Annotated in this window: 19 protein-coding genes and 2 pseudogenes; 6 read left to right on the top strand and 15 right to left on the bottom strand. The window is 52.2% G+C overall.

Annotation, left to right across the window (positions count from 1 at the left end; genetic code table 11):
• The first annotated feature begins 675 nt into the window (after positions 1 to 675).
• The 3 genes from EKM04_RS22875 (at position 676) to EKM04_RS01675 (ending at position 6,119) form a co-directional block, all read left to right on the top strand.
• Positions 676 to 954, top strand: coding sequence for a type 2 periplasmic-binding domain-containing protein (locus EKM04_RS22875; RefSeq protein WP_272434457.1), 279 nt, complete (start codon positions 676 to 678; stop codon positions 952 to 954).
• Positions 955 to 3,981: 3,027 nt separating this feature from the next.
• On the top strand, positions 3,982 to 4,680 hold the full coding sequence (locus EKM04_RS22995; RefSeq protein WP_012477971.1) for a RolB family protein: 699 nt from the start codon (positions 3,982 to 3,984) through the stop codon (positions 4,678 to 4,680).
• Positions 4,681 to 5,162: 482 nt separating this feature from the next.
• Positions 5,163 to 6,119: a RolB family protein gene (locus EKM04_RS01675; RefSeq protein WP_178111691.1), complete on the top strand. Its 957-nt coding sequence runs from the start codon at positions 5,163 to 5,165 to the stop codon at positions 6,117 to 6,119.
• Positions 6,120 to 6,562: 443 nt separating this feature from the next.
• Here EKM04_RS01675 and EKM04_RS01670 read toward each other — a convergent pair whose 3' ends face one another.
• Entirely contained in the window at positions 6,563 to 7,645 is a 1,083-nt protein-coding gene (locus EKM04_RS01670) for an SIS domain-containing protein (RefSeq protein ID WP_065657540.1), read from the bottom strand.
• A 464-nt stretch (positions 7,646 to 8,109) separates the two neighbouring features.
• On the opposite strand from EKM04_RS01670, the gene EKM04_RS01665 reads away from it, so the two are divergent.
• Complete coding sequence (locus EKM04_RS01665; RefSeq protein ID WP_032489938.1) at positions 8,110 to 9,345, top strand: SDR family NAD(P)-dependent oxidoreductase; 1,236 nt, start codon at positions 8,110 to 8,112, stop codon at positions 9,343 to 9,345.
• A gap of 348 nt (positions 9,346 to 9,693) precedes the next feature.
• Here the strand turns inward: EKM04_RS01665 and EKM04_RS01660 are convergent, their stop codons facing one another.
• Positions 9,694 to 10,965, bottom strand: coding sequence for a M24 family metallopeptidase (locus tag EKM04_RS01660; protein WP_139103025.1), 1,272 nt, complete (start codon positions 10,963 to 10,965; stop codon positions 9,694 to 9,696).
• A gap of 551 nt (positions 10,966 to 11,516) precedes the next feature.
• Positions 11,517 to 12,892, bottom strand: a pseudogene (locus EKM04_RS01655) (ISNCY family transposase).
• A gap of 190 nt (positions 12,893 to 13,082) precedes the next feature.
• Between EKM04_RS01655 and EKM04_RS01650 the strand changes: the two are divergent.
• A pseudogene (locus tag EKM04_RS01650) lies at positions 13,083 to 13,685 on the top strand (IS3 family transposase); the annotation flags it as partial.
• Positions 13,686 to 13,844: 159 nt separating this feature from the next.
• Here EKM04_RS01650 and tnpB read toward each other — a convergent pair.
• The 7 genes from tnpB to EKM04_RS01620 form a co-directional block, all read right to left on the bottom strand.
• Entirely contained in the window at positions 13,845 to 13,940 is a 96-nt protein-coding gene (gene tnpB, locus EKM04_RS22990; protein WP_336509839.1) for an IS66 family insertion sequence element accessory protein TnpB, read from the bottom strand.
• Between the two features lie 150 nt (positions 13,941 to 14,090).
• Positions 14,091 to 15,869, bottom strand: a complete 1,779-nt coding sequence (locus EKM04_RS01645; protein WP_173994875.1) for an ABC transporter permease subunit — start codon at positions 15,867 to 15,869, stop codon at positions 14,091 to 14,093.
• 26 nt (positions 15,870 to 15,895) lie between these two features.
• Entirely contained in the window at positions 15,896 to 16,915 is a 1,020-nt protein-coding gene (locus tag EKM04_RS01640; RefSeq protein ID WP_065657545.1) for a polyamine ABC transporter substrate-binding protein, read from the bottom strand.
• Between the two features lie 32 nt (positions 16,916 to 16,947).
• On the bottom strand, positions 16,948 to 18,030 hold the full coding sequence (gene potA, locus EKM04_RS01635; protein ID WP_032489944.1) for a polyamine ABC transporter ATP-binding protein: 1,083 nt from the start codon (positions 18,028 to 18,030) through the stop codon (positions 16,948 to 16,950).
• The gene (locus EKM04_RS01630; protein WP_032489945.1) at positions 18,030 to 19,235 is read right to left on the bottom strand and encodes a M24 family metallopeptidase; all 1,206 of its coding nucleotides are present in this window, start codon (positions 19,233 to 19,235) and stop codon (positions 18,030 to 18,032) included. Before EKM04_RS01630 ends, potA begins: the two co-directional genes overlap by 1 nt.
• Positions 19,236 to 19,242: 7 nt before the next feature.
• On the bottom strand, positions 19,243 to 20,061 hold the full coding sequence (locus EKM04_RS01625; protein WP_032489946.1) for a PfkB family carbohydrate kinase: 819 nt from the start codon (positions 20,059 to 20,061) through the stop codon (positions 19,243 to 19,245).
• A 9-nt stretch (positions 20,062 to 20,070) separates the two neighbouring features.
• Entirely contained in the window at positions 20,071 to 21,093 is a 1,023-nt protein-coding gene (locus tag EKM04_RS01620; RefSeq protein WP_065657546.1) for an SIS domain-containing protein, read from the bottom strand.
• A gap of 143 nt (positions 21,094 to 21,236) precedes the next feature.
• Between EKM04_RS01620 and EKM04_RS01615 the strand changes: the two genes are divergently transcribed.
• Complete coding sequence (locus tag EKM04_RS01615; RefSeq protein ID WP_065657547.1) at positions 21,237 to 22,340, top strand: LacI family DNA-binding transcriptional regulator; 1,104 nt, start codon at positions 21,237 to 21,239, stop codon at positions 22,338 to 22,340.
• A 67-nt stretch (positions 22,341 to 22,407) separates the two neighbouring features.
• Here the strand turns inward: EKM04_RS01615 and EKM04_RS01610 are convergent, their stop codons facing one another.
• From EKM04_RS01610 to EKM04_RS01590, 5 genes are all read right to left on the bottom strand, one after another.
• Positions 22,408 to 23,130, bottom strand: coding sequence for an amino acid ABC transporter permease (locus EKM04_RS01610; RefSeq protein WP_032489949.1), 723 nt, complete (start codon positions 23,128 to 23,130; stop codon positions 22,408 to 22,410).
• A 3-nt stretch (positions 23,131 to 23,133) separates the two neighbouring features.
• Positions 23,134 to 23,793 (bottom strand): amino acid ABC transporter permease, encoded by a 660-nt coding sequence (locus tag EKM04_RS01605; RefSeq protein WP_139103027.1) that lies wholly within the window; start codon positions 23,791 to 23,793, stop codon positions 23,134 to 23,136.
• Between the two features lie 74 nt (positions 23,794 to 23,867).
• Positions 23,868 to 24,713 carry a cysteine ABC transporter substrate-binding protein gene (locus EKM04_RS01600; protein WP_081307307.1) on the bottom strand — a complete coding sequence of 282 codons (846 nt, stop codon included), beginning with the start codon at positions 24,711 to 24,713 and terminating at the stop codon, positions 23,868 to 23,870.
• 103 nt (positions 24,714 to 24,816) lie between these two features.
• Positions 24,817 to 25,560 carry an amino acid ABC transporter ATP-binding protein gene (locus EKM04_RS01595; protein WP_065657622.1) on the bottom strand — a complete coding sequence of 248 codons (744 nt, stop codon included), beginning with the start codon at positions 25,558 to 25,560 and terminating at the stop codon, positions 24,817 to 24,819.
• A gap of 48 nt (positions 25,561 to 25,608) precedes the next feature.
• Positions 25,609 to 26,757 (bottom strand): NAD(P)/FAD-dependent oxidoreductase, encoded by a 1,149-nt coding sequence (locus EKM04_RS01590; protein WP_173994876.1) that lies wholly within the window; start codon positions 26,755 to 26,757, stop codon positions 25,609 to 25,611.
• Positions 26,758 to 26,811 lie beyond the last annotated feature (54 nt).

Raw genomic sequence — 26,811 nt, 5'->3', positions numbered from 1 at the left:
CTCTCTCTCTCTCTCTCTCTCTCTCTCTCTCCTGCCTCTCAGATGCTGAACCATGCTCGCAAACGAATGGGCTGAGCCGATAAGAGTGCGCCGCCTTTTGGAGGCACCCCGAATTGCTTGCTAGGCTGCGATTTGCCGGGCTTCCCATTCATGTCGCAGATCATGACCGCAATGACCTAGCAAGACCTCGCTATATTGCCAGACCGGTGGCTTCAAGTCCGCCGGACGGATCGGACTTTTGAGCTCGTCATTCGAGGCCGGGCGAATCTAATAACGGCGTGCCGGGTCAGCAACCGGGACGGCAGATAGAAGGCGTTTGGTTTAGGGTATTGTACGTTCTCGAAAATTGCCTGCCGCGGTTCTATCTCGACAATCTCGCCAAGATACATCACCAGAACGCGGTGGCTTACGCGTTCGACGGCTGCAGTGTCATCTGAAACAAAGACATGGTGATGGAAGCTGTCGTTTCCGGTCGGGCCGACATAGGCTACGCGGATGGCCCCTCAGATCGCCCCGGCTTTCTTTTGGAAACCCGCTCGCTTGCCGCAATCGTCGCTATACGGATGGGACACAGGCTGGCCGGTCTCGAGCGGATTACCCCTCAGGATTTGGCTGGCAAACGGATCATAAAACAGGAAACAGGCACACTGTTCGCCATGCGGGTCGAGGTGGCCATTGGCGGTATCCCCCGTCGTCCCTTTCCTCGAAGTGAACTTGTCGCATGCGGCATTCAGTCTGGTCCGCGAGGGCGCGGGGATCGCAATAATCGATCCTGCCGCAGCCATCGAATTCAAAGACAGGATCGTGCTGCGGCCATTCTCGATATTTATCGATGCGGGGTTCCTCGAAGTCCGTTCAGTGAACGGTGCTACCTCTATAATCGTGGATCGTTTCGCAACTGAATTTTGGAACTTTCATGACGCCTTGATGGCACAAAGCTGTTTGGTAAGCTGACCTGTTCTAGCACTACTTTGGCGAAAAGGTTCGAATGTGTGGAACATGTCCGTCGACGTGAATTCTTCCAGACTTCGAGGGGCTGAAGCCCGCCAGGAGTGTTGCGTTACTCAGCAAGTAAGTACGGAGAAGCAAGGGGTCACTTTGTCTTTCTTGGAGCGATCAAGCATCTGACGGATTATTATCGGCCTACCTATCATCCCCACGTGTTGGCTGCCCGTGGCGATCTGGGCATCACGCTGCCGATCTCAGGGACAGGCTACGCGCTCGAATTGATTTCCTTTGTCACATTATCGATGGGCTTCTTGATCTGCTGCGTCGGCTTGGCAGTAGTCTACGGCTCGACGCCGAACGAACAAAGATTTTCGTTGATGAACTAGATGACTGCTTGAAGAGTCGGGCCATCAGCACCTTCCTGAAAGAAGCCGAAACTTTGCGCAGAATCTTGTTGCGTGGGAAAGTTCACGGGGCTCCGCTCACGAGCCTTCGTTGTATTAGCCATATCGATGCGGCCTTAGCATTTGCAATTGTCGCCTCTCTCCTTCATCTACTCATGTAGCGCTACTTACAATCGGAAATTGGATACGAGAAACAGGTAACAGGCTATTGCTGCAGGCACCGCCAGACCACGACGCCAGTCGCCGGTCCGCAGTTAGCGGGAATAGCGACCGAAGGCCCGAAACGTCTGCCCAAATCTAGCCCTTTTTTGCTAGGACTTTGAGAAAAGGTGGCAGGATATATCGAGGTGTAAAATATCATTTAGGTATTAATCATAAAGAGTTACTTGATGTTTTATTTTTCCGCTAATCGGTTCATTTTCAGTTATTCGTACCCGCTAGACTGGGTGCCGTACAGTTTTACAATAATTAATCCGAGCCCAAATCTGAGAAATTCACATACCCTACCTGGAGTTCTAGGTGCGCGGCATAAGAATCTAGCAAATTTGGAATATTCGCTTAATTTATCTAAGATTGACCTGTTTTCCGAATTATTAGAGATATGTTCTCTTAAGGGATAATCCAGTAATTGAGACTTTGTGCCAATCCATTTTGTTTTGATTGTCTTGTAAAGTTTTTCCTTTCGACCCGTTATCACGGATTGAAAAATCAACGCTTCACTCCTTTCGACTTTTTTAATGCGGTTTCTAAATTGAATTTCTAATCTTTGAAAATGGATATTTATGCTATATGACTTTATCGCCGCGAATAACTAAAGGAGATTTAGGCGGAACTTTAGGCGCTCATTTCGCGATTGGCCCACGGATGATGTAAAACACTACCTAACAAATTTGGAAAAAACACCAACCACCGACAAAGTCGGTCCAAAGTCGCATCCACTGAATTATTCACTAGTCTTTTGACGGGTGAAAATGTGCTTTAGGTCCACTAATTCCACTGTTGAGTAGGTAACGCCTCAATATATGGAAATTGCCTCCTAATTTCTCAATTCACTCTTTCGGCATTTTGAGCGGACTCCTATAAGTATTATAACCTCTGCCCTCACACTCGCCATCGAAACATCGAGCAATGAGTCATTCTTGGATAGACTTAAGGGGCAAGCCCGCCGGAAGCGTAAAAAATTTAATAGATCATCAGAAAAATTTGCTTAAGGGCACTTGGAGTAGCGAATTTCAAATTCCGGATACCAGCGAAGTTGTTGAGACAAGCGAGTTATACTTTCTATACGGGCCGAGCGAATTGCTCACAAATTTCAATGAGCAAAACGGTTCTCTCCTGATGGATGAAAAAGCGACGTGGGGGGTGTCTAACGTGGCCCCCTGGCAGTTGGAGTTAGACTTCGTGACTGCAAACCACTTCACAACCTACTTTGCGCTGTTCAAGAGCAACCTGTTCACGGCTGAGGATCACGAGTTTGTCAAACACTCGCGCTGCGCGGTCGAGGTCAGATATCCTGTCGTCGCGGTCGGGTCGCTCCCGTAACACGCGATGACAAACTCAAATCTAGGTCGCAGTACCATCAAGCGCCACCCCTCAGCAATGAATCTCTTGTTATCTAGCTTATTTACGTCATTTCGTGACTGTACCGTTTTTACTTAAATGTTGTAATGTTGCCTCCTTAATAATAATCGAATTAATAATATTTGAGTACGCCATTTTAGATATTTGCAGGTGAAGTTAATCGAAATTCCTACAGAAATATTTTGTAAAAATGTTGCGTCTTTATTATAAAAATCTAAAAATTATCCCATCGTAGATAAGTAAAGATTTTAAATTGTTAAATTGCAAGAATTAAGAAAGAAGGGCCTCCCCGATTTCGACATTGAGAAATAAATTGGTAAAATTCAAACACGAGGACAGTAAAACTGGTGAAAATGTGGAATTGAAAATTGATCTGATAATGTCCAGTATCCTCGCTTTCATCTTACACATTACGTTCGCTATTATCATCCTCTTTAGCGTAATTTGCCAGCGTGGTGTAGCATCCGCACCCCCGGCAATTGCCGATTAAATGAGACTTTTCACATCGATTTTTAGTCAATATTTGGAGGCCACTTCCCGACAAGCGTGAAAGCTTTCGGCTCGCTTTTGACATTTGTGCCAAACTTTTCTTCTGTGGGTCCCTGCCGCCACGACTTTTTGTATGTTTAAGAAGCGAAATAATGCGTGTGGGATCCACGCCGTAATTTTCACGCGGAGACGCGTTACGCAAAGTCAAGCACTCAATTATGTGTAGGGTCGGGGAGACAAGCGGTGCGTGTATATCCTTGCAATTTTCAAATTATTGGTCTTGTCCTTTTGACTTGGGGTGAACCGAACGCCTCGATATTCCCACGTAGAACTTTAATTATTCACCTGAATGATTAATGCGGCGCCGGACCCCCATTTGTTCAATTGTTTGGGAACGAGCCCTGTTAGATATTCAAGTGACAATAACTCACAACAATCCCGAGCCGTACCAATTATTGGCAGCAATCATGTGGCTCACCTTTACCACTATAAGTACGCTTCATTCTCAGGAGCCTTAAGAAATTAAGTTCTCTACCTTTGTAGAAAAAATACCACAAGTATGGGCTATACACGTCCCGTTTTCCAAATGATCGATTTGCGTGATGTAAGCGATCATGCCCTTGCAAAGTCCGCTCTAATCGGAGCGGAGGCAGTATATCGTGAATTTGTGGAGAAAACCCTAGCCAGCGCCCAAAAATCTTGGGTTGACTCGCTGAGGCGTCATGACGATCCGGACGATGCTGTTGGCATAATCCTAGCGCGATTTGCAAAAAGTCCCTGTCTGCACGGGCCGAGGCTGGAGCGGTTTGACACAATCTTTACCGATCATCCTCTCCTTTTCGTTTATGGTCCTCGCGAGAAGATTATACAATATACGAGAAATTCCCTCATCTCCGTTCATGCAACGATTGGCCTTGTGGCATGTTCCGTAGCGCCGTATGCTGAGGGTGTTACGTACCAGAGCCTACGCTATAGGCATAATCAGATATCCCCAGGTTCCTGCCTTTTTGAGGATGCTTTAGAAGCTTATATTGCTTTTTTCCCAAGCAGGTCATTTCTGGAGTTGCCCTGTCCTGTGTTTGAGGTCCACAATGGTTATGTTCATAAGTACTTCGCCCTGCAACCCGGACACCGCTTTTGGTGTGAAGTCATAGCGGTTGGTTTGGCTTTTCCTCCCGCGGGTACGGAAAGACCAGTTAACAAGGCAACCCATGCGAAAAATCGCCCTCGGGGGCGGCTGTGTTGTTGCATCAGTTAAGAAGAGATATCTGCAGCCCTACATGGGAGAGCCAAGGCGGCATTCCCGAGAATAAAGCCAGAAGGTTGACTCAAAATCAGTATCCCGATCGAAAGCATCTTATCAGAGTATATGGGGTTTGCGCTATAATATTCTTAATGCATGCCTATGTAATATCATAGACTTGTTTATTTTCTGTCTTTCTGCTGTGAACGTTGTTTTTATGTTTGAATAAATAGTCTGTAAAATATTGAATTAGTTTTAATGATGAGTATTGTTCTGATTCGGCTTAATCGTATTACTGTCTCAAGACACATAATCCAATATTTCGTAACAGGCTACAAGAATACTACACGCATGCACCAGATGTTGCAAAAAAGTCAAATAAGCCACTGTATTGTGCTCATAAAATCAAACCATTTACGTGCAAATGTCTATAAATGTAATAAGCCGATAGAAAAAAATGTGATTAGCACAAAGTAAATCGTGTATTTCTCGACATAATGGTTCCTTCAAGGCCGAACTTTGAGCCTTTTAATCTCCTATCCATTGGCGATTGTCGAGAAATGTGCTTCATAATCGGGTGTATTTGCTCGCTATATCGTATTTATATTCGAGATAATCTCCTCCTTTATCAGGAGATCTGGGTAAAATATTGGGTGAGCAAATTTAAAGAGGGCGAACTGAAGAGCGAGATCGCCGCGATGTATCTCCGTTTTCCATTTCCGCATCCGCTGGAGATTCAGTCCCCCGTTTATCCGGAGGTGATCTGTAGCAACGCGAAGCCGATTTACATCTATTCCTCAAGGGACGCCGTACTGAGCTATGTGCAATCTGGGGATGTCTGCCGATTTGGTAAGACAAATGTGCTTGCATGTACATTGGCTCCATACCAGTCAGAAGTCTCAATCAAAACAGTACGACATTTGTTCAAGTGTTTACGCCGTGAAAATTGTTTTGGGGACGACTCCGGTGAGGGCGATTTGAGTCATTTTGTGGCCATCCTTCCCACTACCTCTTTCCGGGATGGGCCGCGGTTTCACCTCGGAGGCCAAACTGTTCAATTTTTTTGGAGAGAGGGAGGTGTGGAGTTCCGCCACGACATTCTTGCGTTTGGCAAAGCGTTATTCATTGGAAAGCTGGCCGACGGATTGTCATGCGACTGGAATTGCGCGGGGGAGGATTCCTGTTTGGAACGTGGTGAGACTGCTTCATGGAGAGGCAAAATTCCAATGACCGTTCGAGAATCGAGAACACCTGATGCTTGGCGTGTAGAGGGCATGAGATACGGATTTGTCCACCCCGTGCGTCCTTCAAATATGACTCCAATGCACGATTATTCTTGCCAACCACTGCTTTCCGGAAATTTGGAGCCGAGTGTTCGTCATAAAGCTTGGAAGCGCTTCATGAAAAAGATTCAGGAAAAACGCAGATCCTTTTCAAAATTGTTTTCTCTTTGATCAGAGCAGTAGGGAATGTATTTTGTTTGAGAATGACGCTGGTTACGCTTTCGATTTTGTCAGTTTCAATAATAAGTTTGTGATATCTGAAATGTAATCAGAAGTATTAAATGAACCAGAACTTAATATTTTGAACTTTAAGTTTACTAAATTATGAAAATCACGGCATATAAAATATATGTCCCAATTAGTTTAGGATTTTTATCAACGACGCTTAAATTATTTATCGGGTCACTACGCATATTGTGATTAGAAATATCAACGATACGAAGTATTCGTAGAGCCACCGATAATTTATTTAACAGTACATAAGAAAAACAAACGTTACATGAATTTCTGAAACAACACAAACACAGATAAAGCCACACACATTTATGACATAGGCAGAGATTATTCAATATTGCGTAAGATCACGCGATTTCTGGCAGGAGCATGTCTTCAACTCAGCCCAAATGGCAGTTGAAATACTGGAACCGCCCCATATGCAGGAGCGGATCATTCATTGTTTGTTTGGTTGCCTTTGCCAACATGGGAGTCCAAGGTTTCAGGCAAGCTTCGGCAATGAGAGGGCCAACGATCTTCAGGATTTCTGGGTCTATGCCCGAAGCGTCGAAGTCCTTGGTATCAAGCACGTGAAAGCTTACCGGATAGTTTTTGGCTGCTTCCTCAAAAAAAGTCTTGACATCGAGCATGCTACCCCGGCTCCCTCCTCCTGGGACGGTGAGAATATACCGCGCCTTCGTACCAGGACGCACTGTCTCCACGACACTGTGGAAAAAGTCAGTGGCCCCAACAACATGCACGTCGAACCCGAACCTCTCCTGCAGAACGCAAAGCCCGTAAGCGTGCGGGACGAGTAGGTCAGATCCTGAGGCTATGAAATAAAGGGGGGTATCACTCTTGAAGTCTTCAGCAAATGCCTCTCCAGCCAACACACACTTCCTTGCAGCATGGAACAATGCCACCGGTAGCGCTTTCAGGGATGATGCCAGGGCTGGCATAAAGCTCCAACTTTCCTTGATTTCCAAAATACCGCCAGTAAATGACGCCATTAGCATGTGGGTAGCATGGAAAGCCTGGGTTGTTTCCCCGGTGAAAAATGCACTGTGACCATGTGAGGCGAGCGGGGTATCTTGAGACTTCGTGAAGACCACTGTTTTACAAGGCTTGTCCTTCAGGCGCTTCGCCGCTTCTACAGTTTCTGGAGTTTTCCCGGACTTTGATGACAGGATAATTAAAGTGTCTGCGGCATCAGCGATTGATGTGTTGGCTTTCAGTAGGTCCACGAATCTCGAAGCGGCGTGGCTAATGAAGCAGAGGTTTTGCGCAACCTCGTCAGTATACGCATTCAAGCTTTTTCCGATTGCCAACCCAGCACCAGCAGATACGAAGAACACCTGCCTCAGTCCATTGGCGGCGAGGCGCCGCCCGGCTTCTGCGACATTTCCAAGCTGTTTGATCGTAGGGTCAAGTTCCTCAGCGATCTTGGCTGGTTCGATCGACAGGGGTGTGTAGAGCATGTCCATCGAGATGAATTATGCAAAACAAATGCTCGTGTAATATGTTGTTGATTTGTGGGAGTATAATAGACAGCGAGGCTATTTATCCTTTTTAGAAACGCGAAAGACGTCACATTGAGCGTCACACGCATTTTTTTCTTGCTGTAACACGTTGGTTTAGTTCACTTTTGACTAGCGAGGCTTGGCGTGTCAGAGCATCTATTCAAAAGTCACTAATGGCTGCGGATCAAGGAAAAGTAAGATGGAAGGAGAATACGAGCAACATGTAGGCCCGGATAGTATGTCCCACACGCCGAAATCAACGACAAAAATGGTAGAAAAATATCAGTTAACTGAGATACTTACGTCATGGCTCACGTGCTGATTGAAAAATAATTAGTATAAACAAGGACGGCAACAACAAAAACCAAAACAACTATATTCATCAATCTTATCTAGTTCTCAAAAAAATCATATCTTCACACGTGAAAATGCCAATTTCTCAGGCCTACCTTGGCTCTGCAGAGCCCCCAAGTGGAATCAAAAGTTTTTACTTCATCCGACATGGCACGACCGACCTCAACGAGAAGGAGATGGTCGTTAACGGCGAGAAGCACTGGGGCGTGCAAGGTTCGGGAACGAACATTGGTCTTAATGAAAAAGGGGTACGCCAGGCTCTGTTGGCCGGCAATGTTCTTCGGACCCTTCCAATAAGCAAGGTTGTCTGTTCACCACTTTTACGTGCACTTCAGACTGCCTTCATCGCTAATCCGGGTTGTCCCACCTTTCAGATTGAAGATGATCTTCAAGAGCGGGATTTTGGTGAACACGAAGGCGGCTTTGGTCCGCTTCAGATGTTTGAGGACGACTATCCCGATTGTGAACCTACTGAAATCTTCTCAATCCATGTCGCCAAGGCTCTCAAGCATGCACGTAAAGAAAACGTGCTTCTCGTCGCCCATGGAGGTGTGCTGAGGGTTGTCGCGGCACTGCTCGGGGTTGCTATAACTGATGAGCATACCGACAATGGGCGTGTTCTACATTTCAGTCTGGATGCCGGAAACTGGTCTGTGCGTGTAATCCAAAGTCGTGTAGTTATGGTCACTGGCGCAACTCGCGGCATCGGCAAGGCCATCGCGCAAGAACTTATTAGGCACGGCTATCGAGTGAGTTTGGGTGCCCGCAACGTACAAGATCTGGAAGCAGTTTTTGGCGACCAGAACGAAGCTCTTCACTATGCATGTTTTGATGCACTGGATCACAGCTCAATGAAAGATTGGGTGAGCACGACCGTCGCGAAATTCAACAAGATCGATGGATTAGTCAACAATGCTGGCTGTGTCGATCATGTTGACCTCGAGAAAGAGATCAATGTCGAGATGCTTCAAAAGCAATGGGATATCAACTGCGTGGCCCCTCTAATCATGACAAAGCTATGCATGCCTTATCTGATTGAATCTGGTTCTGGCCGCATCGTTAATCTCAACTCAATGTCTCGCCAGCGTGGGTTTAATTCCTTTGTTGGCTACAATGTGACCAATCATGCATGTGGGAGCCTAACACAGATTATCAATCATATCGGATTGGACCATCGTGTAGGAGCAATTGATATATGCCTAGCTGTTTCCGCTACCAACATGAGTTCTTTGACTGATACGGTTGGGCCTGAGCATATCGCAAAACTCATCCGCGAAGAAATTGAGCGTCCCAACATTGCATTCAACTGATGAGCTTCTACTATGTTTGTGAAATAATTGCGCATTATGTGATTTGCGTTGGGCTGCAAGCAATATTGTGTGTATTTCTGATTATGTATTCCTGCCTATGTAATTGCGAAGTTTCAATTATTATATGATATTGTCTTGAATTTCAGTATTTTACGAATTCAATAATTTTAATTTCAAAATATCACTGTAGTATTGAAAATTACAAACATAAAAATTTATTTAAAATATAACAATAAATTGCAGTGTTTTATTATTTTGAAAGGTCAAGGTAAATCCTTGTGATATTCTACAAAACGCGCAGGGATAATAAAGGTCTCAGTAGTATTACTGAGCAATATTGGGGCGGTGTCAGTCCCTAGCCAACTGAAATGGTGTGATTATCTTGCATCCTTTATCCACTACGATCCCCGTGTCACCATAGCGTGCTCCGCCAACACCGTATTCATAGACTCCCGGCTCAATAGCAATCATGTCACCTTCCTTAAGTACTGTTGGGTCCCCGGCTTTGATACGAAATCCAACGCCGCCAGAACCAATTGACCGCCCAGTGCCATGCTGCATTCCTTCCTCATAGCCATATCGGACAATAACATCCAATGCGGCGTTGTGCACTTCTCCCGCCGTCACACCCGGACGGACTGATGCCCAAGCCGCCGCCGAGGCCTCACGCGCTGCTTTCAAGATTTTTTTTACAGCTTGCGGCAATTCCAGTGTGCCAACGACTACGGGTCGGTCAAAGCAAATTTCTTGCCCAAGAAATGTCGGCGTGCAGCAACAAATTTGGACTAGGTCGCCTTCCCTCATAATGCGTCCAGCAGCTACAGAATGCGCATGCGCTGAGCGCTCGGGCCCGCTACCCATAACAGTGAAGCTGGAACCGAGGGGTGAGTAGTTCACATCTCCCTTCAAAAACTTGGCCACGCACTCTGTTGCAGCGCAGTAGCCTTGGAGAGCCGCCTGCCACTCAGCGATACCTGGTGTGATCGCATCCAAGATTGCCCGAAATTTATGTACGGCAACTTCGGCAGCTTGCGACAACCGGTTCATGGCCGCTGCATCATTGAAGCGGCGAATATCTCCGACTAAGTCTGAGACATCCGAGATACCTATAGGATGAAATTTTTTAACGAGGAGATCGAGATTTAGGGCAGTGATTGTATCACAGTCGATACCAATTGTTGCTGCTTGTGGCGCCGCTTTTTTGATTCGATCGGCGATAGCATCTTCAAATGACCTGAATAATCCAGGTTCTTCCCAGTCCCCCCATTCTGCAATGACCTTCTCGGTACATTTCTTGCGTATCACAACTGCTTCGATACGAGGCGAGACAAACACTGGCTCTGAATCTGGAAGTACAATAAGGAAGACTGGCCTTACGTCTGGGAGGCCGTCCAATCCTGAAAAAAAACGATGGCTAGCCGAGCCGTGCAACAAAATAATTTCCAGCTTAATCTTTTTCATCTCGGCTTGGAGACTAGCGACGCGGTTGCGGTAGTCCACTCTAGGTGAGGAGAAACTGTTTTCGGTTGCAGTAAAACTCTCTTCGCTTAAACGGTTTGAAGATAGAGCCATGTCTTTGAGGGATATTAACAAATATAAGAGGTATTTGTAAGAAGGCAAGTTTGTTTGCTTGAGTTGGATTTGATTGCATAAATTGGTTAAGGTCTATTTATAGGTGTAGTAAAAGGCTATGGATTGTGGGCCACGTATTCTACCGCCACTCTCTAAAGTCTATGGATCTTTTTTAAACGAGTGCAAAAAAGTTTACGAAAGCGGCGTGAAAGCAGCCTATAGCTGAAGTTTGAACGCTTTGCTTTGTCATATTGGTTCTGAACGCAAGCACTGACGTATTACTTTTGGAATGGCATGCTGTAGCCGATTAATTTATTTACGTATCCATTTCACAAGCGCTTGTGTCCTTCCCTGATTGGCGCTGAGTGGCAGGATATATGACGGTGTCGTGTCCGTGCAAATGTTCGTTGATGCGAAAATTTGTCTATGCTCTTCCTGTGGATGGGAAGTTGGAATGTCCGCGGGTTTGCAAAGTAGAAATGTCCGCATGTCACCACACGCAACACCGACCAGCCCCGATCTGAGCGGCTGATCCCGCTTGCAAGATCAGATCGGGGCGGGTGATTGACACACCTCTTCGGCTTTAGCTTTGAGACGCCTCACTCCGCAGCCGGCTGTTGCGACAGTGCTTTCTTTCGCCGCGCAATCACAACCGGATCGGTCGTGAAGTCTTTCCGACGACCAGGTCCACGAGCGCGTTTGATGTATCCATTCTTATCGCTGTTGTTCTTCACGTCAGGCGCCGGGCGCTCGTCCTGACGCTCCTTGATATATGCCAGGACATCACCGAGCCGCCTGTTCTCGGTGATCGCCGCATGCGTTACCCGCTGGTCCTTGTCGAACACCTGATAGGGCAGGGAATGTCCCTTCCATCGCACATCCAGCCGACCGTCCGCATAGGCATAGGTCTCGACATAACGGCCAACCAGGCCACGCGTCACCGCGGTCTCCTCCAGCATGATCCGCTTGCGCTCGAACGAAAACGTCAGCTGCGATCCGACATAGCGCTGCTCGCGCTTGCACAGGATCTCAGTCAACCGATCCGGCGCCAGATTCAGCGGCCGATGCAGATCGTCGGGACGGGCAGGGACGATTGCAAAACGCGCGTTGTAGTCCTCTATGAAGCCCGGCAAGAACGCATTGCCCGCCTGCATGCTGTCGATGCCAGAAAGCCTGAGCTCCTTGACCAGGCGATCCTGCAGCGTCCGGTTCATCCGCTCGACCCGACCCTTGGCCTGGCTCGAATTTGCACAGAGAATCTCGATGTTTAGCTCGCAGAGCGCACGCCCGAACTGGGTCATGCCCTGACCACCCCTGGCATCCTTCTTCGCCACCCGGAACACTGAATGCTTGTCCGAATAGAAGGCAACCGGCGCGCCATGACGCTTGAGATACAGCTCCAATGCCTCGAAATAGCTGAAGGCACTTTTTCGGAGCGCACGAAGCGCAGCTGCATCAACCTGCCGGTCGCATCGTCGACAAATACCAGCAGCGAGCAAGACGGTCCGCGATCCTCGAACCAGCGATGCTCCGAGCCGTCGATCTGCACCAGTTCGCCATAGGCTTCTCGCCGTAACCGCGGCTGATGAAACGTCCGGCGCTGCTTGCGCGACAGCCAGGGGCCGGCATCAGTCATCCAGCTGCGCACCGTCTCGCGCGATACACGCAGTCCATTGCGCTCGGCCAGCTTCTCCGTCGCCAATGTCGGCCCGAAATCCGCATAGCGTTCGCGAACCAGCGTCATTGCATAATCGCGAACCCCGGCGCTGATCCGGTTGTTCGACGGCCGACCGATTGCCTTGTGCCGGATCGAAGCCGCCCCGCCAGTCCGCATGCGCTCCAGCAGCCGGCGCACCTGGCGCTCGCTCAGATCAAGCACATGCGCCGCCGATACCGTGGTCATCCGGCCGGCAACCACCTTCGACAAAATCTCGATCCGTTGCAGATCGCGCTCGCTCATCGCTATCAATCCCATCTGCAATCTCCCAGGCATCGTTAAGGCCCGGGGAGAGTGACATTCCAACTTTGAAGAATCAGGACACTTCAACTTTGCGGCTACACTTCCTGTCGACGTAATATCGATTATGAGATAGCGTTTTCCAGCCGCTTCACGTTCGGTGCAATGTAGTTTCAAATCATACGCGTTAATTTTCACTGATGGGTTGGAGGAGCAACTGGTCGTTGCCAGACCGCGCCGACGGCGTTTCGGATCATACCTGGGGAAAAATAAGTCCGGCACCGAGAACCTAATCAATCGCGATTTCCATGCAAAAGCGCCGAACCTGAAGTGGCTGACAGATATCACCGGGTTCAATATCCCAGCCGGGAACGTCTACCTTGCGCGCATCATCGACTACTTCGACGGAACGGTCATCAGTTGGTCGATTGGATCGCAACCAGACGCGGGGGAATACTATGCTTGATGCAGCCATTGAGACCATGACAGACGGCGAGGAACGACCAATCGTCCATTCCGCTCGCGGAGCTCATTATCGCTGGGTCGGCTGGCTAATGCGGATTAGCGAAGCAAACCTAATTCGCTCAATGCCCCGAAGGACTGCTCACAAGATAACTTTGCTTGTGAGGTCTTCTTCTGCCGGATGAAAACAGAGCTCTTCTATCCCCGAGACTGGAAGGCTATTAGAATCGAACAGTTCGTTGCCGAGATAGACGCTTATATCCGCTGGTACAATGAGAGGCGTATTAAGATATCCCTGGGATCACTCAGCCCGATCGAATATCGAAGAAGTCTTGGCCCTAACTTGTAAAGCTGTCCAACTTTTTATCCACACCCCCTCCGGGTCAGTTCTCAATGGCAATCAACAAACTTGCCGCAAAAGCAACGCAGTCGGCTCGAAGATCGCACGCCTGCTCAACGACAAATGCAACCCACGACAAGAACATCAACTGGCGAGGAAAGAGGTCTACTATGAACCCAGATATTTGTTGAACAGGCAGAACGTCTGACCGTCCCACCAAAGAAGTTTGACCCGATCAGCGCGCTTTTCGCGGAAACCAAAGATCGCGCCGATAGACCATCAATGCCACTCCGCATGTCGGTCACTCCGCAGGCCAGACAGACCCCACATTTCCCGATGGCCCGATCATGCCGCCTCCGCTGCTAGCGGCTACCGCCGGCGAATTCCGACGGCAGCCACATCGGCTTGGGAAGCCTAAGTTTCTTCCGCGGAGGTGTCCAAAACTCCAATCATGGTCGGAGCGCCAGCGACTCTCTTGCGCCACAGCATGACCACGATGCCGACGACGATAAAGGCGCACGTCACGCCTAGGAGAACCGCGGAAACGGCGGCGGATTCTGGACTTGTGTTGAAGCGGATCCCTTCCCACAATTTTCTCGGCAGTGTCTTGACCGAAAGGTCACTAAGAAAGATCGATGCCACCGATTCATCAAATGAAAGGAGAACGGCAATCAGTGCGCCGATTGCAAGACCAGGTAGCAACAATGGGAAGACGATCGTACGAAAAACGCTCCAAGGGTTTGCTCCGAGGCTTGCCGCCGCGAGCGAAAGCCTTGGATCGATCGAGCTATAAGTCGCCGATGCTATAAGATAAACGACGGGGAAGATCAGCACCGTGTGTGCTATGATGATACCTATTTCCGTATCCACAAGCCCAACCCGTGCGAAAGCAAGATATGCGCCAAGCGCGAATACGACGGCCGGGACGCTGAGGGGAGCTTGCACCAAGGCTTCTAACACCCCCTGAAGTATAAACTTCTGCCGACCGAATCCGAGCACGGCGAACGTGGCAAGCACCAGGCTGAGCAAGCAAGTGGCTACACCAATACGTAGGCTCGTAACTGCCGCGCTAGTCCATTCTGAACTGCTGAAGATGGTCTCGAACCAGCGCAACGAATAGCCAGGAGGCGGAAAGATGAGTACGTCGGCCGAGCTGAACGATACCGGAAAGAGAACAACGAGCGGCAGGAGAATGAAGATTGAAATCAATGTAAGATAAACTGGTTCAAACAAGCGTGCGCCGTTCGACAACAGTGTCGAAAACTGAAACCGAGCAGAGGGTAATGCCACAGGACGACGTAGAAGATCCATGTCCGCGTGCCCCGCTGACGGCTGCGATCGGTTCGCAGGCGACGAGCCTGGCCTTTGCCAACGAGAGAAGAAGCTCAAACCCCAGCTCAACAGGGCGACGACGATTGTCGCGATCAACGCGAGTGTGATGCCAAGTGCTGCGGCGAATGGCCAGTCTGCACCAGTCTCGATCTCCGACTGGATTACTTGCGCGAGCATTTGCTGGCGTTGATTGCCAAGGAAGGCCGGCGCAATGAAGCTGGCGATGGTGAAGAGGAAGATGATGATGACGCCTGATTGGATTCCACGTATCGAGAGTGGGATGACGATGCCAAACCAAGCCCGGAGCGGGTTCGCGCCAAGAGTGTTGGCTGCCAGCAGGACGCGGCCGTCGATGCGACGAAGCACTGTTACAAGGGCGAATGCCATCATAGGAATTGAAGAGTGAACCAAAGCGAGGATGACCGCAGGTTCGCTGAAGAGGAGCGGCAAGGGTTCCGAAATAAGACCAAGACTAAGCAGCGTCCCGTTGATAAGCCCACGCTGGCCTAGGATTGCCAGCCACGCGAAGGTTCGAACCAGAACGCTGCTCAAAAACGGAACAAGGACCAGCAATCCGAGAAACATCGCCTTAAATCCCGTCGCCCGGCTCAGGAGCCACGCCAGCGGAAAGGAGACAACGAGTGTTATCGCAGTCGCTTCAAGGCTGATCCGCACCGTCGTCCAAATGATTTTCAGGTATACCGGACTTTCGAAAATCTTGAGAAAACGCCCGGCGGCATTTCCGCCGAACGCAGAGGGCACGATGTAAAGCAGTGGCAGTGCGAATGCGACGAGGAGGAGGATAAACACCGGAGCAAGTAGGAAGAGTCGCTCCCAGTCTCTTGAAAAATTTCGCGTCATCGTCGTTTGCTCCTGCCTTAAACCGATCAGTTCATTATGTATGTGGACCAGCGAGCCTTCACTGCATCACGATTGTCGTTCCACCACTTTGAATCGAGGATTGCGCCAAGCTTCGCATTCTCCGGGTAGCTTGGGAGGTCTTTTGCGACCGCAGGATCGAGAAGCTTAAGCGCTTCGACATTGGTTGGACCGTAGGGGATGTTTCGTGTCAGCTCCGCCTGGTTCTCGGGCTGAACAGCAAAATTGATGAATTTCATCGCTTCATCCTTGTGCGGAGCACCTTTCACGACGACCCACCATTCCGTATCGGAGACGGACGCGTCCCAACCGTAAGCCCAGTTTGCCCCGGCCTTGATCGCGTTATTCACTCGGCCGTTCGGGATGTAGGCCAGATCGATTTCACCCTGCTGGATCAGCGCCTGGGTGTCAGCGGCACCCTTGTAGGCAACGATCTGCTCTTTGACACGGTCGATCACCTTGAGTGCTCGGTCGACGTCCAACGGGTAGAGATCGGCAGCCTTGACGCCGTCGGCGAGCAGGGCAAATTCAATCGTGTATTCGGGCTCTAGCGGAACAGCACGACGAGCTTTCACCGAGGGATCGAAAAACTGCGCCGGCGTAACGCCATTCGCAAACTTCGCCTTGTCCCAGGAAAGGTTCATGCCGAATGTGATATAGCCGATGCCGTACTTGGTGCGGAGTTCGGCGGGGACACCGTCGGCCTTGATTACGTTGTAGTCGAGCGGTTCGAGAAGGCTGTCCTTGGCCTCGTTCGCATGTGCCGAACTTTCAGCGGACACGACATCCCACGTCACATTACCGCTCTCAACCATAGCCTTGACCTTCGCGTAGGCTGAACCTGTCGTGGCAGTGACCTTTACACCCGATGCTTTGTTGTAAGGCTCGAAAAAAGCCTTTGTCTGAGCATCCTGAAAAGTGCCACCGTATGAAGCAACTACCACTTCGGCAGCGGATGCTGCGCCAGCAAGAAGAAAGACGGCCGCAGCTGCAAGCCAAATCCCAGTTTTTTGTTTGATCGTTCCCACAGTTTCTTCTCCTCTAACATTCCGCTTTAGGGTCATCCTTCAGTCGGAAGAACGGCGACGGACGCTGGAGCCCAGCGCGCGATTACGCTTTTTCCGGGCTCAAGGCTTCCGGCCAAAAGGTCTCCTCGCATGACGTTGGCAAGCAGCGATTGCCCGTCAGAAATTTGCAGTGCTACGCGCCACCCGGATCCGAGATAGGTGATGTCGCGAATTGTTGCTGGAACCGCGAAGCCTTCGTCCGAATTTGCTTCGGCGACTGAGCGGATAGAAACGCTTTCCGGTCGGACCACAATATCGAAAGGCGTCTTAGCCGGGGACGGCAGCAACTGGCGCCCCCCTGCGATCTCGTATCCTCGGCCCTCGTCCAGGTTTGTAACCCGGAGGATCGAGCAATCGCCGATGAACCGTGCAACAAAATGATTGGAAGGCGCTGCGTAAATGGTCTCAGGATCGGCTACCTGAAGTAGTTCACCGCCCGACATGATTCCAATCCGGTCAGCCATCGCCATGGCTTCCGACTGGTCGTGGGTAACATAGATGACGGTGATGCCGAGTTCGTGCTGGATGCGCTTCAGCTCGTGCTGCATCTGGTCACGAAGTCTCCGGTCGAGAGCTCCGAGCGGTTCATCCATGAGCAAAATATCAGGGCCGAAGACCAGTGAGCGAGCAAGTGCCACACGCTGCTGTTGTCCTCCAGACATCTGTATAGGATATGAAGCCCCGCGATCTGTCAGGTTGACGAGACTGAGCGCCGCTTTTACGCGCTCGTCTCGTTCACTTCGTCCGACGCCGCGCATCTTGAGCGGGTAGGCGACATTCTCGGCTGCGGTCATATGCGGGAACAAGGCGTAGTTTTGAAATACCACGCCGATGCTGCGGCGGTGCGGCGGCACCTCCGTCACGGAAGTGCCGGACATCAGCACCTTGCCTTCGCTCGGTTGGTCGAAACCCGCAAGCAACATGAGAAGCGTAGTTTTGCCGGAACCACTTGAGCCGAGCAGTGCGAAGAATTCGCCCTTTGCGATGTCGAGGGTGACGCCGCTCACCGCAGTGACCGGCCCATAGCGCCGGGTGACACGATGGAAGGAAACGGCGGGGAGCGACTGGTCTGTCATTAGATGTCCCTGCCCAATTCAAGAGGCGTGAGCGGCTCGTAGCCCGTCTCCGTTACAAGGATGGTGTCCCCAAAACGGGCGCCGCCAACGCCATCGACGTAAACACCAGGCTCGATGCCCAGCAACATGCCGGCTTCGAGAACCGTCGGATCGTTGGCCTTGATCTCAGGGAATTCGGGATCTGACAGGCCGATACCGCGCCCAGTGCGATGCTGCATAGCGCCGCCGTATCCATGGCCCTCGATAACCGCGACCGCAGCGGCGTGGACCTCGCCAGTCGTAACGCCGGCACGAACTTTCGCCAGCGCGGCTTCTTGCGCTTTGCGTGCGACATCGACAATCTTGCGAAGATCATCCGAGACTTCTTCTGACCCCACCTTCAGCGGTCGATCGAAACATATTCCGTGGCCAAAGAAGGGGCGGCCGCAATAGCAAAGCTGTACGACCTCGCCTTCGCGCATTGGGCGACCCGCAGCAACAGCGTGTGCACGACCGGAACGGATGCTACCGCAGCCCATGACGTGGATGCCCTGCAGAAGCGGCGAATGGTCTTCGTCGCCATTCCACCATTCCGCTGCGCGTTCCATCGCGGCCGTGCGCGATGCGAGCGCAACTTTCCACTCCGGAACGCCAGGCCTTACTGCATCTCGGCTTGCCAGGAACTGGTGTGCTGCGATATCGGCGCTACGGCGAACAACGTCAATCGTTGCCTGATCCTTACGTCGGCGCACCTCGCGGATGATGTCAGTAATATCGACGATTCGATCGCGACCGAGAGCATCGCGAACCAGATCCAGGCTGCGCGCGGAGGTGGCGTCAAAATCTACGCCAATCTTGCGTGCTGTTGGGGCGACCGCCTCGATATGCTTTGCCAGAGCAGCCGAAAAGGACATTGGCGTCTTGGCTGGCTCTTCCCACTCAACCCATTCGACGGCGACCGGAACGGTACACTGCGAGCGAATTTCAGGTGCTTCGATGCGTGGAGAAATGAACGCCGGGTTGCCATCCTGAGGGAAGACGAACCAGATCGGCCTCACGGATGCGATGCCGTCGAGCCCGGTAAAGAAGCGATGGTTGTCGAAGCTCGACAATGCGAGAACGTCAATGCCGTTCTCCTTCATTGCGGTTCTGGCGCGCTCTATGCGCCTGGTGTAGTCGGCTTCGTTCGGAAATGTCAGTTTGGAGTCTGCTGGGTTTTCTGTCATGGCGCTCTCACAAAGGAATATCGCGGGTGATAGGACGGGCGTGACCAAAGGCACCGCGCGTCCCGCAGATTAGCGCAGAGTATTGGGCTGCGTCTTTACCGGCTTCTACGAGTGGAACGCCGTTCAATACGCGGCATGCCAATCTGGCGACAAATGCATCGCCTGCCCCGAGGGTGTCGACGGCATCCACGGGCACTGCGGGTACGAAAAGGGCTTCACCCTTATAGGATACGGTCGCCCCTTTAGCTCCCTGCGTAATTGTTACGAGCTCGACTCCGGCAGAATGGGCGATATCGAGGACCCGGGCGATTTCAGTCTCGCTCGCACCCGAGCGCGAGAAGGCCGCAACCTTCACGTAGGGCAATACGCTCGCCGCATAATCCAGATCACGATCCGAAAAATCGAAGGAGATCGCAACCCTTTCGCGGATTTCGGGAAGCTGGCCGTCTAAGCGACTCGTCTCACCCGTATGAGCCAGATCAAAACCTGCGAGGTACTCAAGTTCAGCACTATCGAGCTGGAGCATCGACACGCCCTTTTCGCAAAGGCCCCATTTCCGATTGTTGCCGTCGTCATCCATGTGAACGGTCGCAAAGGCATTGGGGCCGTCCTTGACACGCAGATGTGTCAGATCTACGCCTTCGGCCTGGAGGCTCGACCGGATCAGATCACCATCCGAGTCCGTCCCGATAACTCCAAGGTAGGCAGCATCCATTCCGCTGCGCGCGGCATGGACGGCGAAATTCACCGCATTGCCACCGGGAAACATCAGCTTTTGATTATAATATCGGTCGACCACATTGTCGCCGACGCCACAAATACGCATGTCGCTGCCTCAGTAGGTTGTTTTGAACATGTAGCGGCGGTCTGTCAGCAGGTGCCCGGTGACAGCTTGATAATGCTCGGCGAGGCGCTTCGAGAGCGTGGACAGAAGCAGTGGAGAAATCTCACCGCGCATTGACGCGGGTACACCCGGCAAGGTGTAGTCTTTAGAGTCGACGACAAGGCAGCGCTTGGTGTTCTTGTTGAGGAACGTTTCAACACGATCGATCACAGCACGGGTGTCGTCTTCGCCCTTGAACAGCAGGACTGGCGTATCAGGCTGAACGACTTCGAAAGCACCGTGGAGAAATTCGTTCGCATTGAACCAGGATGCATGCTTCCACTGCATTTCCATCAGGTAGCACATCGCAAACCCGTAGCCCGCACCTTGATTTGGTCCAGCGGAGAGGACATAGGTGAATGGCTCGGGACCAAAGGTTTTGGCGATTTCATGCAGATGAGCCTCTGCTTCTTGGATTGCCTTCTCGAAAGCGGCCGGCACAGCGGCATAAGCCTGGTCGATTGTCGTGAAATCGAGTTTAGAACCAGCGGCCTTCAACAGCGCCGTGACCATCAGGCCGATCAGAACCTGCTTCGGAGCAAGGATCGTGCGGTCGCTGTTATAGGTGAAGACCTCATCGCATTCAGCAGCAAGGTTGGTGGTCTCGTTCTTTGTGAAGCCAATAACGTGAGCGCCGGCGGCGCGCGCCCAGCGGGCGGCTTCGATCGTCTCTCCAGTCGTGCCGTTATGGGAGGCGACCAGGACAACCGACTTTGGACCGAGCAATGCAGGGCGACGGCGATTAAACTCCTCGCTGTTGAAAATGAACGTCGGGAATTCAGCAGCACGATCTGCAAGGTATGATGCTGCCGAGAAATCGTTGTAGGAGCCACCGCAACCAACAAGGAACAGGTTGCTCATGTTCTTGGCTGCTGTCTGTGCCACGCTAGCGATACGTTCACGCTGCGCGACCGCCGCCTCTGTGATGCGGCGGAAATCGACGTCGGGCGAAACAAGGTTTGGATAGTTTGTCATGATGCTCCTCATATGGCGGCGATGTGTGATACCGCTCTCATGTGATACCGCTCCCATATTTTGCTGGCCGCTGTCAAGAGATTTGTTTAAGGTGTCTTGGTCTGATACGAGACGATCTTCCTGACCTTCGAGGCGACCATGAAATGAAAGAAAATGAACGCGTAGGCAGCCAGCCGACAATCGATGATGTGGCACGGGTTGCAGGTGTCTCTCGAGCCACTGCTGCGCGCGTCCTGGGTAGTTACGGCTATGTTGGAGCCGACACGCGCAAGAAGGTATTCGCCGCAGCGAAGAAACTGGCTTATCAGCCCAATCAACTGGCCCGAAGCATGGCGACAGGGCGTAGCAAGACGATCGGTGTCGTCATTGCCGATATCGAGAATCTCTACTTCGCCCGCGCGATCAGAGCCATTACTGACACCGCCAGTGCCAAGGGTTTCGCTGTCATTCTAGCGACGACTGATGAAGATATCGCGCTTGAACGTGAGGCGGTGCGTGTTTTGCTATCCAAGCGAGTCGATGGTCTTATCGTATCGCCGACGTCCAGCATCGATGTCGATCATCTAAAGCGTGCCAGGGACGGCGGTTGCCCGCTGGTTTTGCTTGATCGCCGCGTGCCCGTCCTCAATGCAGATACGTTTGCAATCGACAACTATGGGGCGGCCCACCAAGCGGTTGCATCGCTAATTGCAAAGGGGCACCAACGCATTGCGCTCGTCTCAAACGCTCCGTCTCACGGAGAGAAAGAATACCTGATTTCGTCCGTTCGTGAGCGCATCGACGGTTATCGTGCCGCTTTGCACGATGCAAACATCGAGATTGACCCCAACCTGGTGGTTCTCGGCGGTTGGGACATTGAGAAGTTGGCTGAGAAGGTCCGTAGGCTCTTTGATACACCGGACCGTCCCAGCGCGGTTCTTGCCACAGATAGTTCTGTGGCGCTTGTTTTGTTGAACGTTTTCAGAAATTTACGATTGGTTATCCCGGATGAAGTCTCGCTCATTTCTTTTGATGATGCTGATTGGACGGCGGCGGTAACACCTCCTCTGACCGTCGTCTCGCAACCGATCAGAGAATTGGCAGCTGCCGCCACCGAGGATCTTATCGCTCGGTTAACTGGAGAGACAACTGAAACAAGTCGGGAGACGCTGCTCCAGGCGACTCTGGTCGTGCGGGACTCTGTGAGCACCGCTTCAGCGCAGCAGCCATCGGGTAAGGTAAAACGACCCCGGAAGGCGAGCAAATAATCAGCCCTGCATTACGCATCTGCGTGTATAGGTTTAATCTTAAGCAACGTTGTCGTTTCGGCCATGATTATGTCGTCGTCTGAATTACAGGCGTGGCCTCCACTGTTTGCGCCTTCCGGTCCCTGTCTCTTCGATATGGGCGGGCAAAATGTCGCTCAAGTCGGGCTCCGAGAGCAGAGATACTCCAGCAAAGCGCGAAATAGACAACGAGAATGGCGCCATAAACGAGATAGGCGGGGCTACCTCCACGTGAGATGGTGGTCTGCTCGATGAGGATCTGGGCCGAGCGAAGCAGTTCGTTCACACCAAGTACTGATCCTAGAGAACTCGCCTGTACCAGACCTGTAACGAGGCTGACATAGGGCGGCAGAATGATGGGCATAGCCTGTGGTAATACGACGAGGAGTAGCCCTTTCCAACTGCGTAAGCCGGAAGACAATGCCGCCTCTCGCTGTCCTATGGGCACGGAGAGCAATCCGGCACGGATGATGTGCGCCCCGTTCGCGCCGCCCCAAACGGAAACACTCAGAGCGCTCGACCAGAACGGGTTCAACGAAAGCCCTGCATGTGGAAGCACGAAGTAGACCATCAGTACGGTAACCATCAGCGGGATGTCTCGAAGGCACTCCACCAGACCGTAAATCGGGCGACTGACCCATCCGGTCTTCACGGAAAGTCCGGTCGCGAAGATGACGGCGAAGAAGGTGCCGCCCAAAATCATGACACCGGAGAGAAGCAGGGTGTTGAGAATACCGTCAAGCAGGAAGGACTTGAATTCGAGAAGCAGCATTTCTTACCACCCGCCAAAGGGTCTGTTGAGGCGGCGTTCGACCATGGAACCGACGCCGGATGCGGTAAAGACGCAAAGCAGGTAGATCACGCAGATCGAGGCAAACATCTCAATCGCCCGGAAATCATAGGCGATCCTGTCGACGGCGACGAAGGTGAGTTCCACGAGGCCGATTGCCTGCAGATAAGCGGAGTTCTTGATCGTAGCGACGATCGTATTCATCGAAGATGGCAGCGCGGCGCGCGCGGCCAGCGGCAGCACGATGAAAACGCCGTAGTGCCATCGTTTAAGGCCAAGCGATGCCGATGCATCCTGCATTCCCCTGTCTACCGCCGCCAAACCTGCGCGGAAATTCTCGATCTGGAATGCACTGGCCCAAGCCGTGAGCGCGATCACGCCGGACCAGAATATGCTGAAACGCAAGCCGAGGCTGGGTAGACCATAGAATACAAAGAAGATTTGAACGAGGAATGGCGTGCCGCGTATGAACTCCACATAGGCGGTGACGGTATATTCCAGTGCCTTCACGCCACTTGTCCTCATGATCGAGCCGATCACGCCGATGATGCAAGACAGCAGGATCGCGATGAAACTGACGAGCAGCGTCATCCTGAGGCCGGACATCAGATCCGGCAAGGCTTCGAGAATATAAGCAAAATCCATAGCCACCATCCGTATTCGCGTTAACGGTGAGCGTCGGCCCCGGCCGCGATGGCTGCCGGGACCTCATCAGGCGTTCACTTCGTGGCGGGCGGATCCGACTCGAAGGACTTGATCATTTCAGCGGCGACGACCGGATCCTTGACGTAGGTCGGAACGGTCTTCGAGTAGAACTTTTCATCCTTCAGCTTCTTCAGCACGCCGTTGACGAATGCCTTCAGCTCATCTTCTCCCTTGCGGATGCCGACGCCGTTGAAGCCGAGGTCAACAGGCTCTTCGAGCGCGCGGAACTGGGGATAGCTGCTGGCAAGCGTCGCGATGGTGATGGCATCCCCGACATAACCGTCGGCGCGTCCCTGCTGAAGGGCCTGAAGATTATCGGCATTGGTGTTGAGTTGAATAAATTCGAGCGTCGGTATGCGCTCCTTGAGCCATTTCAGCTGCGAACCGCCCTTGATGATGAGCATGGATTTGCCATCAAGATCGGCCAGCTTCTGGACCTTGCTTTCCTTCGGGACGATGACGCGGCTGCTGCCCCAATAATAGATGTTGGAATAATCGATGACCTGCTCGCGCGACGGCGTTTTGCCGAGTGTCGCGATGATGAGGTCGATCTTGCCGCCGGTCAGCGACGGGATACGGGCATCCGTCGCGACGCAGCTCAATTCCGCCTTGTTGGCTGAACCGAAAGCGGCAATTCCGATTTGCTTGGCAATATCGATCTCGATGCCGGCCGGCTTGCCATCGGTGCCGGATGCGCCGAACGGCGGCGAGTCGCATTTTACGCCGATGCGGATTATGCCGGCGTCCTTGATGGCCTTGGGCAGAGTTTGGGCGGAGGCAGGTGCTGAGGCAAGCATTAGGGCGGCAATGGTCCCTAGAGCTGTTGCCGTGCGCGAAATCATACTGATTGATTTGGTCATAGCTGCGGTTCCCTTTGTTTCATCGTTGTTGATCGAACGTTTCTCGTTCTTGTATTTTTGCCGCACCTTTCCTCGGATGGGGAAAAACCTGTTGCCGACACGGCTAGTGCAGAATTTGCTTCAAGAAAGCTCTTGTTCGGCTTTCCTTCGGAGCGCTGAAAAATTCTTCCGGGGATGCGACTTCGACGATCCGGCCCGCGTCCATGAAGACGACCCGATCCGCGACCTGGCGCGCAAAGCCCATTTCATGGGTCACGCACACCATGGTCATGCCGTCGTTAGCAAGCTGCGCCATCGTGTCCAGCACCTCGCGAACAAGTTCAGGGTCGAGCGCGGATGTCGGCTCATCGAAAAGCATGATCTTCGGATTCATGCAGAGCGAGCGGGCGATTGCTGCGCGCTGCTGCTGGCCGCCGGAAAGCTGGCTTGGGTAAAAGTCGGCCTTGTCAGGAATGCGCACCCGTTCCAGATAGGAGCGGGCGACGGCCTCCGCATCTTTTCTGGAAACGCCCTTCACCCAGCGTGGCGCCAGCGTGCAGTTTTCGAGCACGGTCAGGTGCGGATAAAGATTGAAGTTCTGAAAAACCATGCCGACATCCTGCCGGACGCGATCGATATTACGCCTGTTTTCCGTCAGCTCAATGCCATTGACGACGATGCGGCCCTTCTGATGCTTTTCCAGATGATTGATGCACCGGATCATGGTCGACTTGCCGGAGCCCGAAGGCCCACAGACCACCACCTTTTCCCTGCGACTGACTGTAAGGTTGATGTCGTACAGAACCTGCAGGATGGAGAACCATTTGTCGACGCCTGAAAGCTCGACAGCAACGTCCGTATCGTTCATGCCTGGAGCACCTCCTTTGCCGCCATCCATTGGTCTAATCCTTTGCCCTCAGGAAGGCAGCGCCCGATCCTGATCCGTGAAACGGGACGGGCGAAATTTTGCCAGTAGCGGACTTGACTGCCCTGTCACGATCTCACGGGCAATCAGCTCACCGGTAATCAGGCCGAGCGTCGCTCCGCTATGGCTGAAGGCGACGAAATAGCCCGGAATGCCCTCCAGAGCGCCGATGACCGCCTCACCGTCTCCCGGCACTGGCTTGGGTCCACAATGGTAGCTTTCAAGCTCCAGCTTCGGATTGCCTTCTAGAACGCGCGAAGCTTCGGACAGGAGACGGTCGATCATGTCCTGTTTTATTTCGTAGCTGCCATTGGAATTGCGGTTGAGCGCAGCTTCCGACCATGCAGAATCGCAAACGATAGAGCCGTCAGGCGTAGGTCGCAGCGCGACATTCGGCGTATTGAGCACGGCACGAACGGCATGACTGAAAGGCTTAGATTTAACGAGAAGCGTGGTCGGCGTGCCATCCGCGATAAAATGCCCGGCGTCCTTCACCATGCTGGGCACCGCCGAGCCAGTCGCAACCAGAATTGCATCTGCTTCGACAAGCAGGCCACTGGCCGTGGATACACCCGTTGCACGGCCGCCCTTCACATCAACACTCGCCTTGCCAGCATCAGTGATCACCTTACCACCGAGCGTCTGAAATTCCTGTAACATCAGTTCGATCAGCGAAGGCAGATCGACCCAGCCCTCCCCCGGATTGAAGATAGCACCCTGACGCGAGATCGCGCCGGCATCGATGCCGGGCGTGACCTTGGCCACATCGGCTGGATCGAGAAGCTGGCAGTCGTAACCGATCGACTGTTCATATGCGAAGGCTTCGGCAATGCGGTTCGACGCATCGTCCGCATCCCACGTCAAACCGCCTTCGAAGCGCAGCCACGGAGCGCCTTCGTTGCGGCTTGCAAGAGTACGGTAACGGTCCATGCCGATGATCCGCAAACGGTGATAGTCCGCGGACCGGAACCGCGCCGAATTGAGCCAAGATAGCGAGCGCCCGGAAGCTTGGCTCGCAAAGCTCGCCTCGGTCACGAGCGTTACTCGAACGCCAAGCCGCGCAAGATGCACTGCTGAAGATACGCCGAAAATGCCACCACCTATTACGGTGACGTGTTGGCTAGAGGACAAGGCTGCCATCCGCATGTTCCTTCAACTGAGTCTTGAGACCGGTTTCATTTGTCAATGCGCGAT

Source organism: Rhizobium skierniewicense Ch11 (assembly GCF_023757665.1).
Classification (GTDB): domain Bacteria; phylum Pseudomonadota; class Alphaproteobacteria; order Rhizobiales; family Rhizobiaceae; genus Agrobacterium; species Agrobacterium skierniewicense.
The sequence above is the reverse complement of the archived record's forward strand: the minus strand, read 5'-3'. Positions and strand labels throughout refer to the sequence as shown.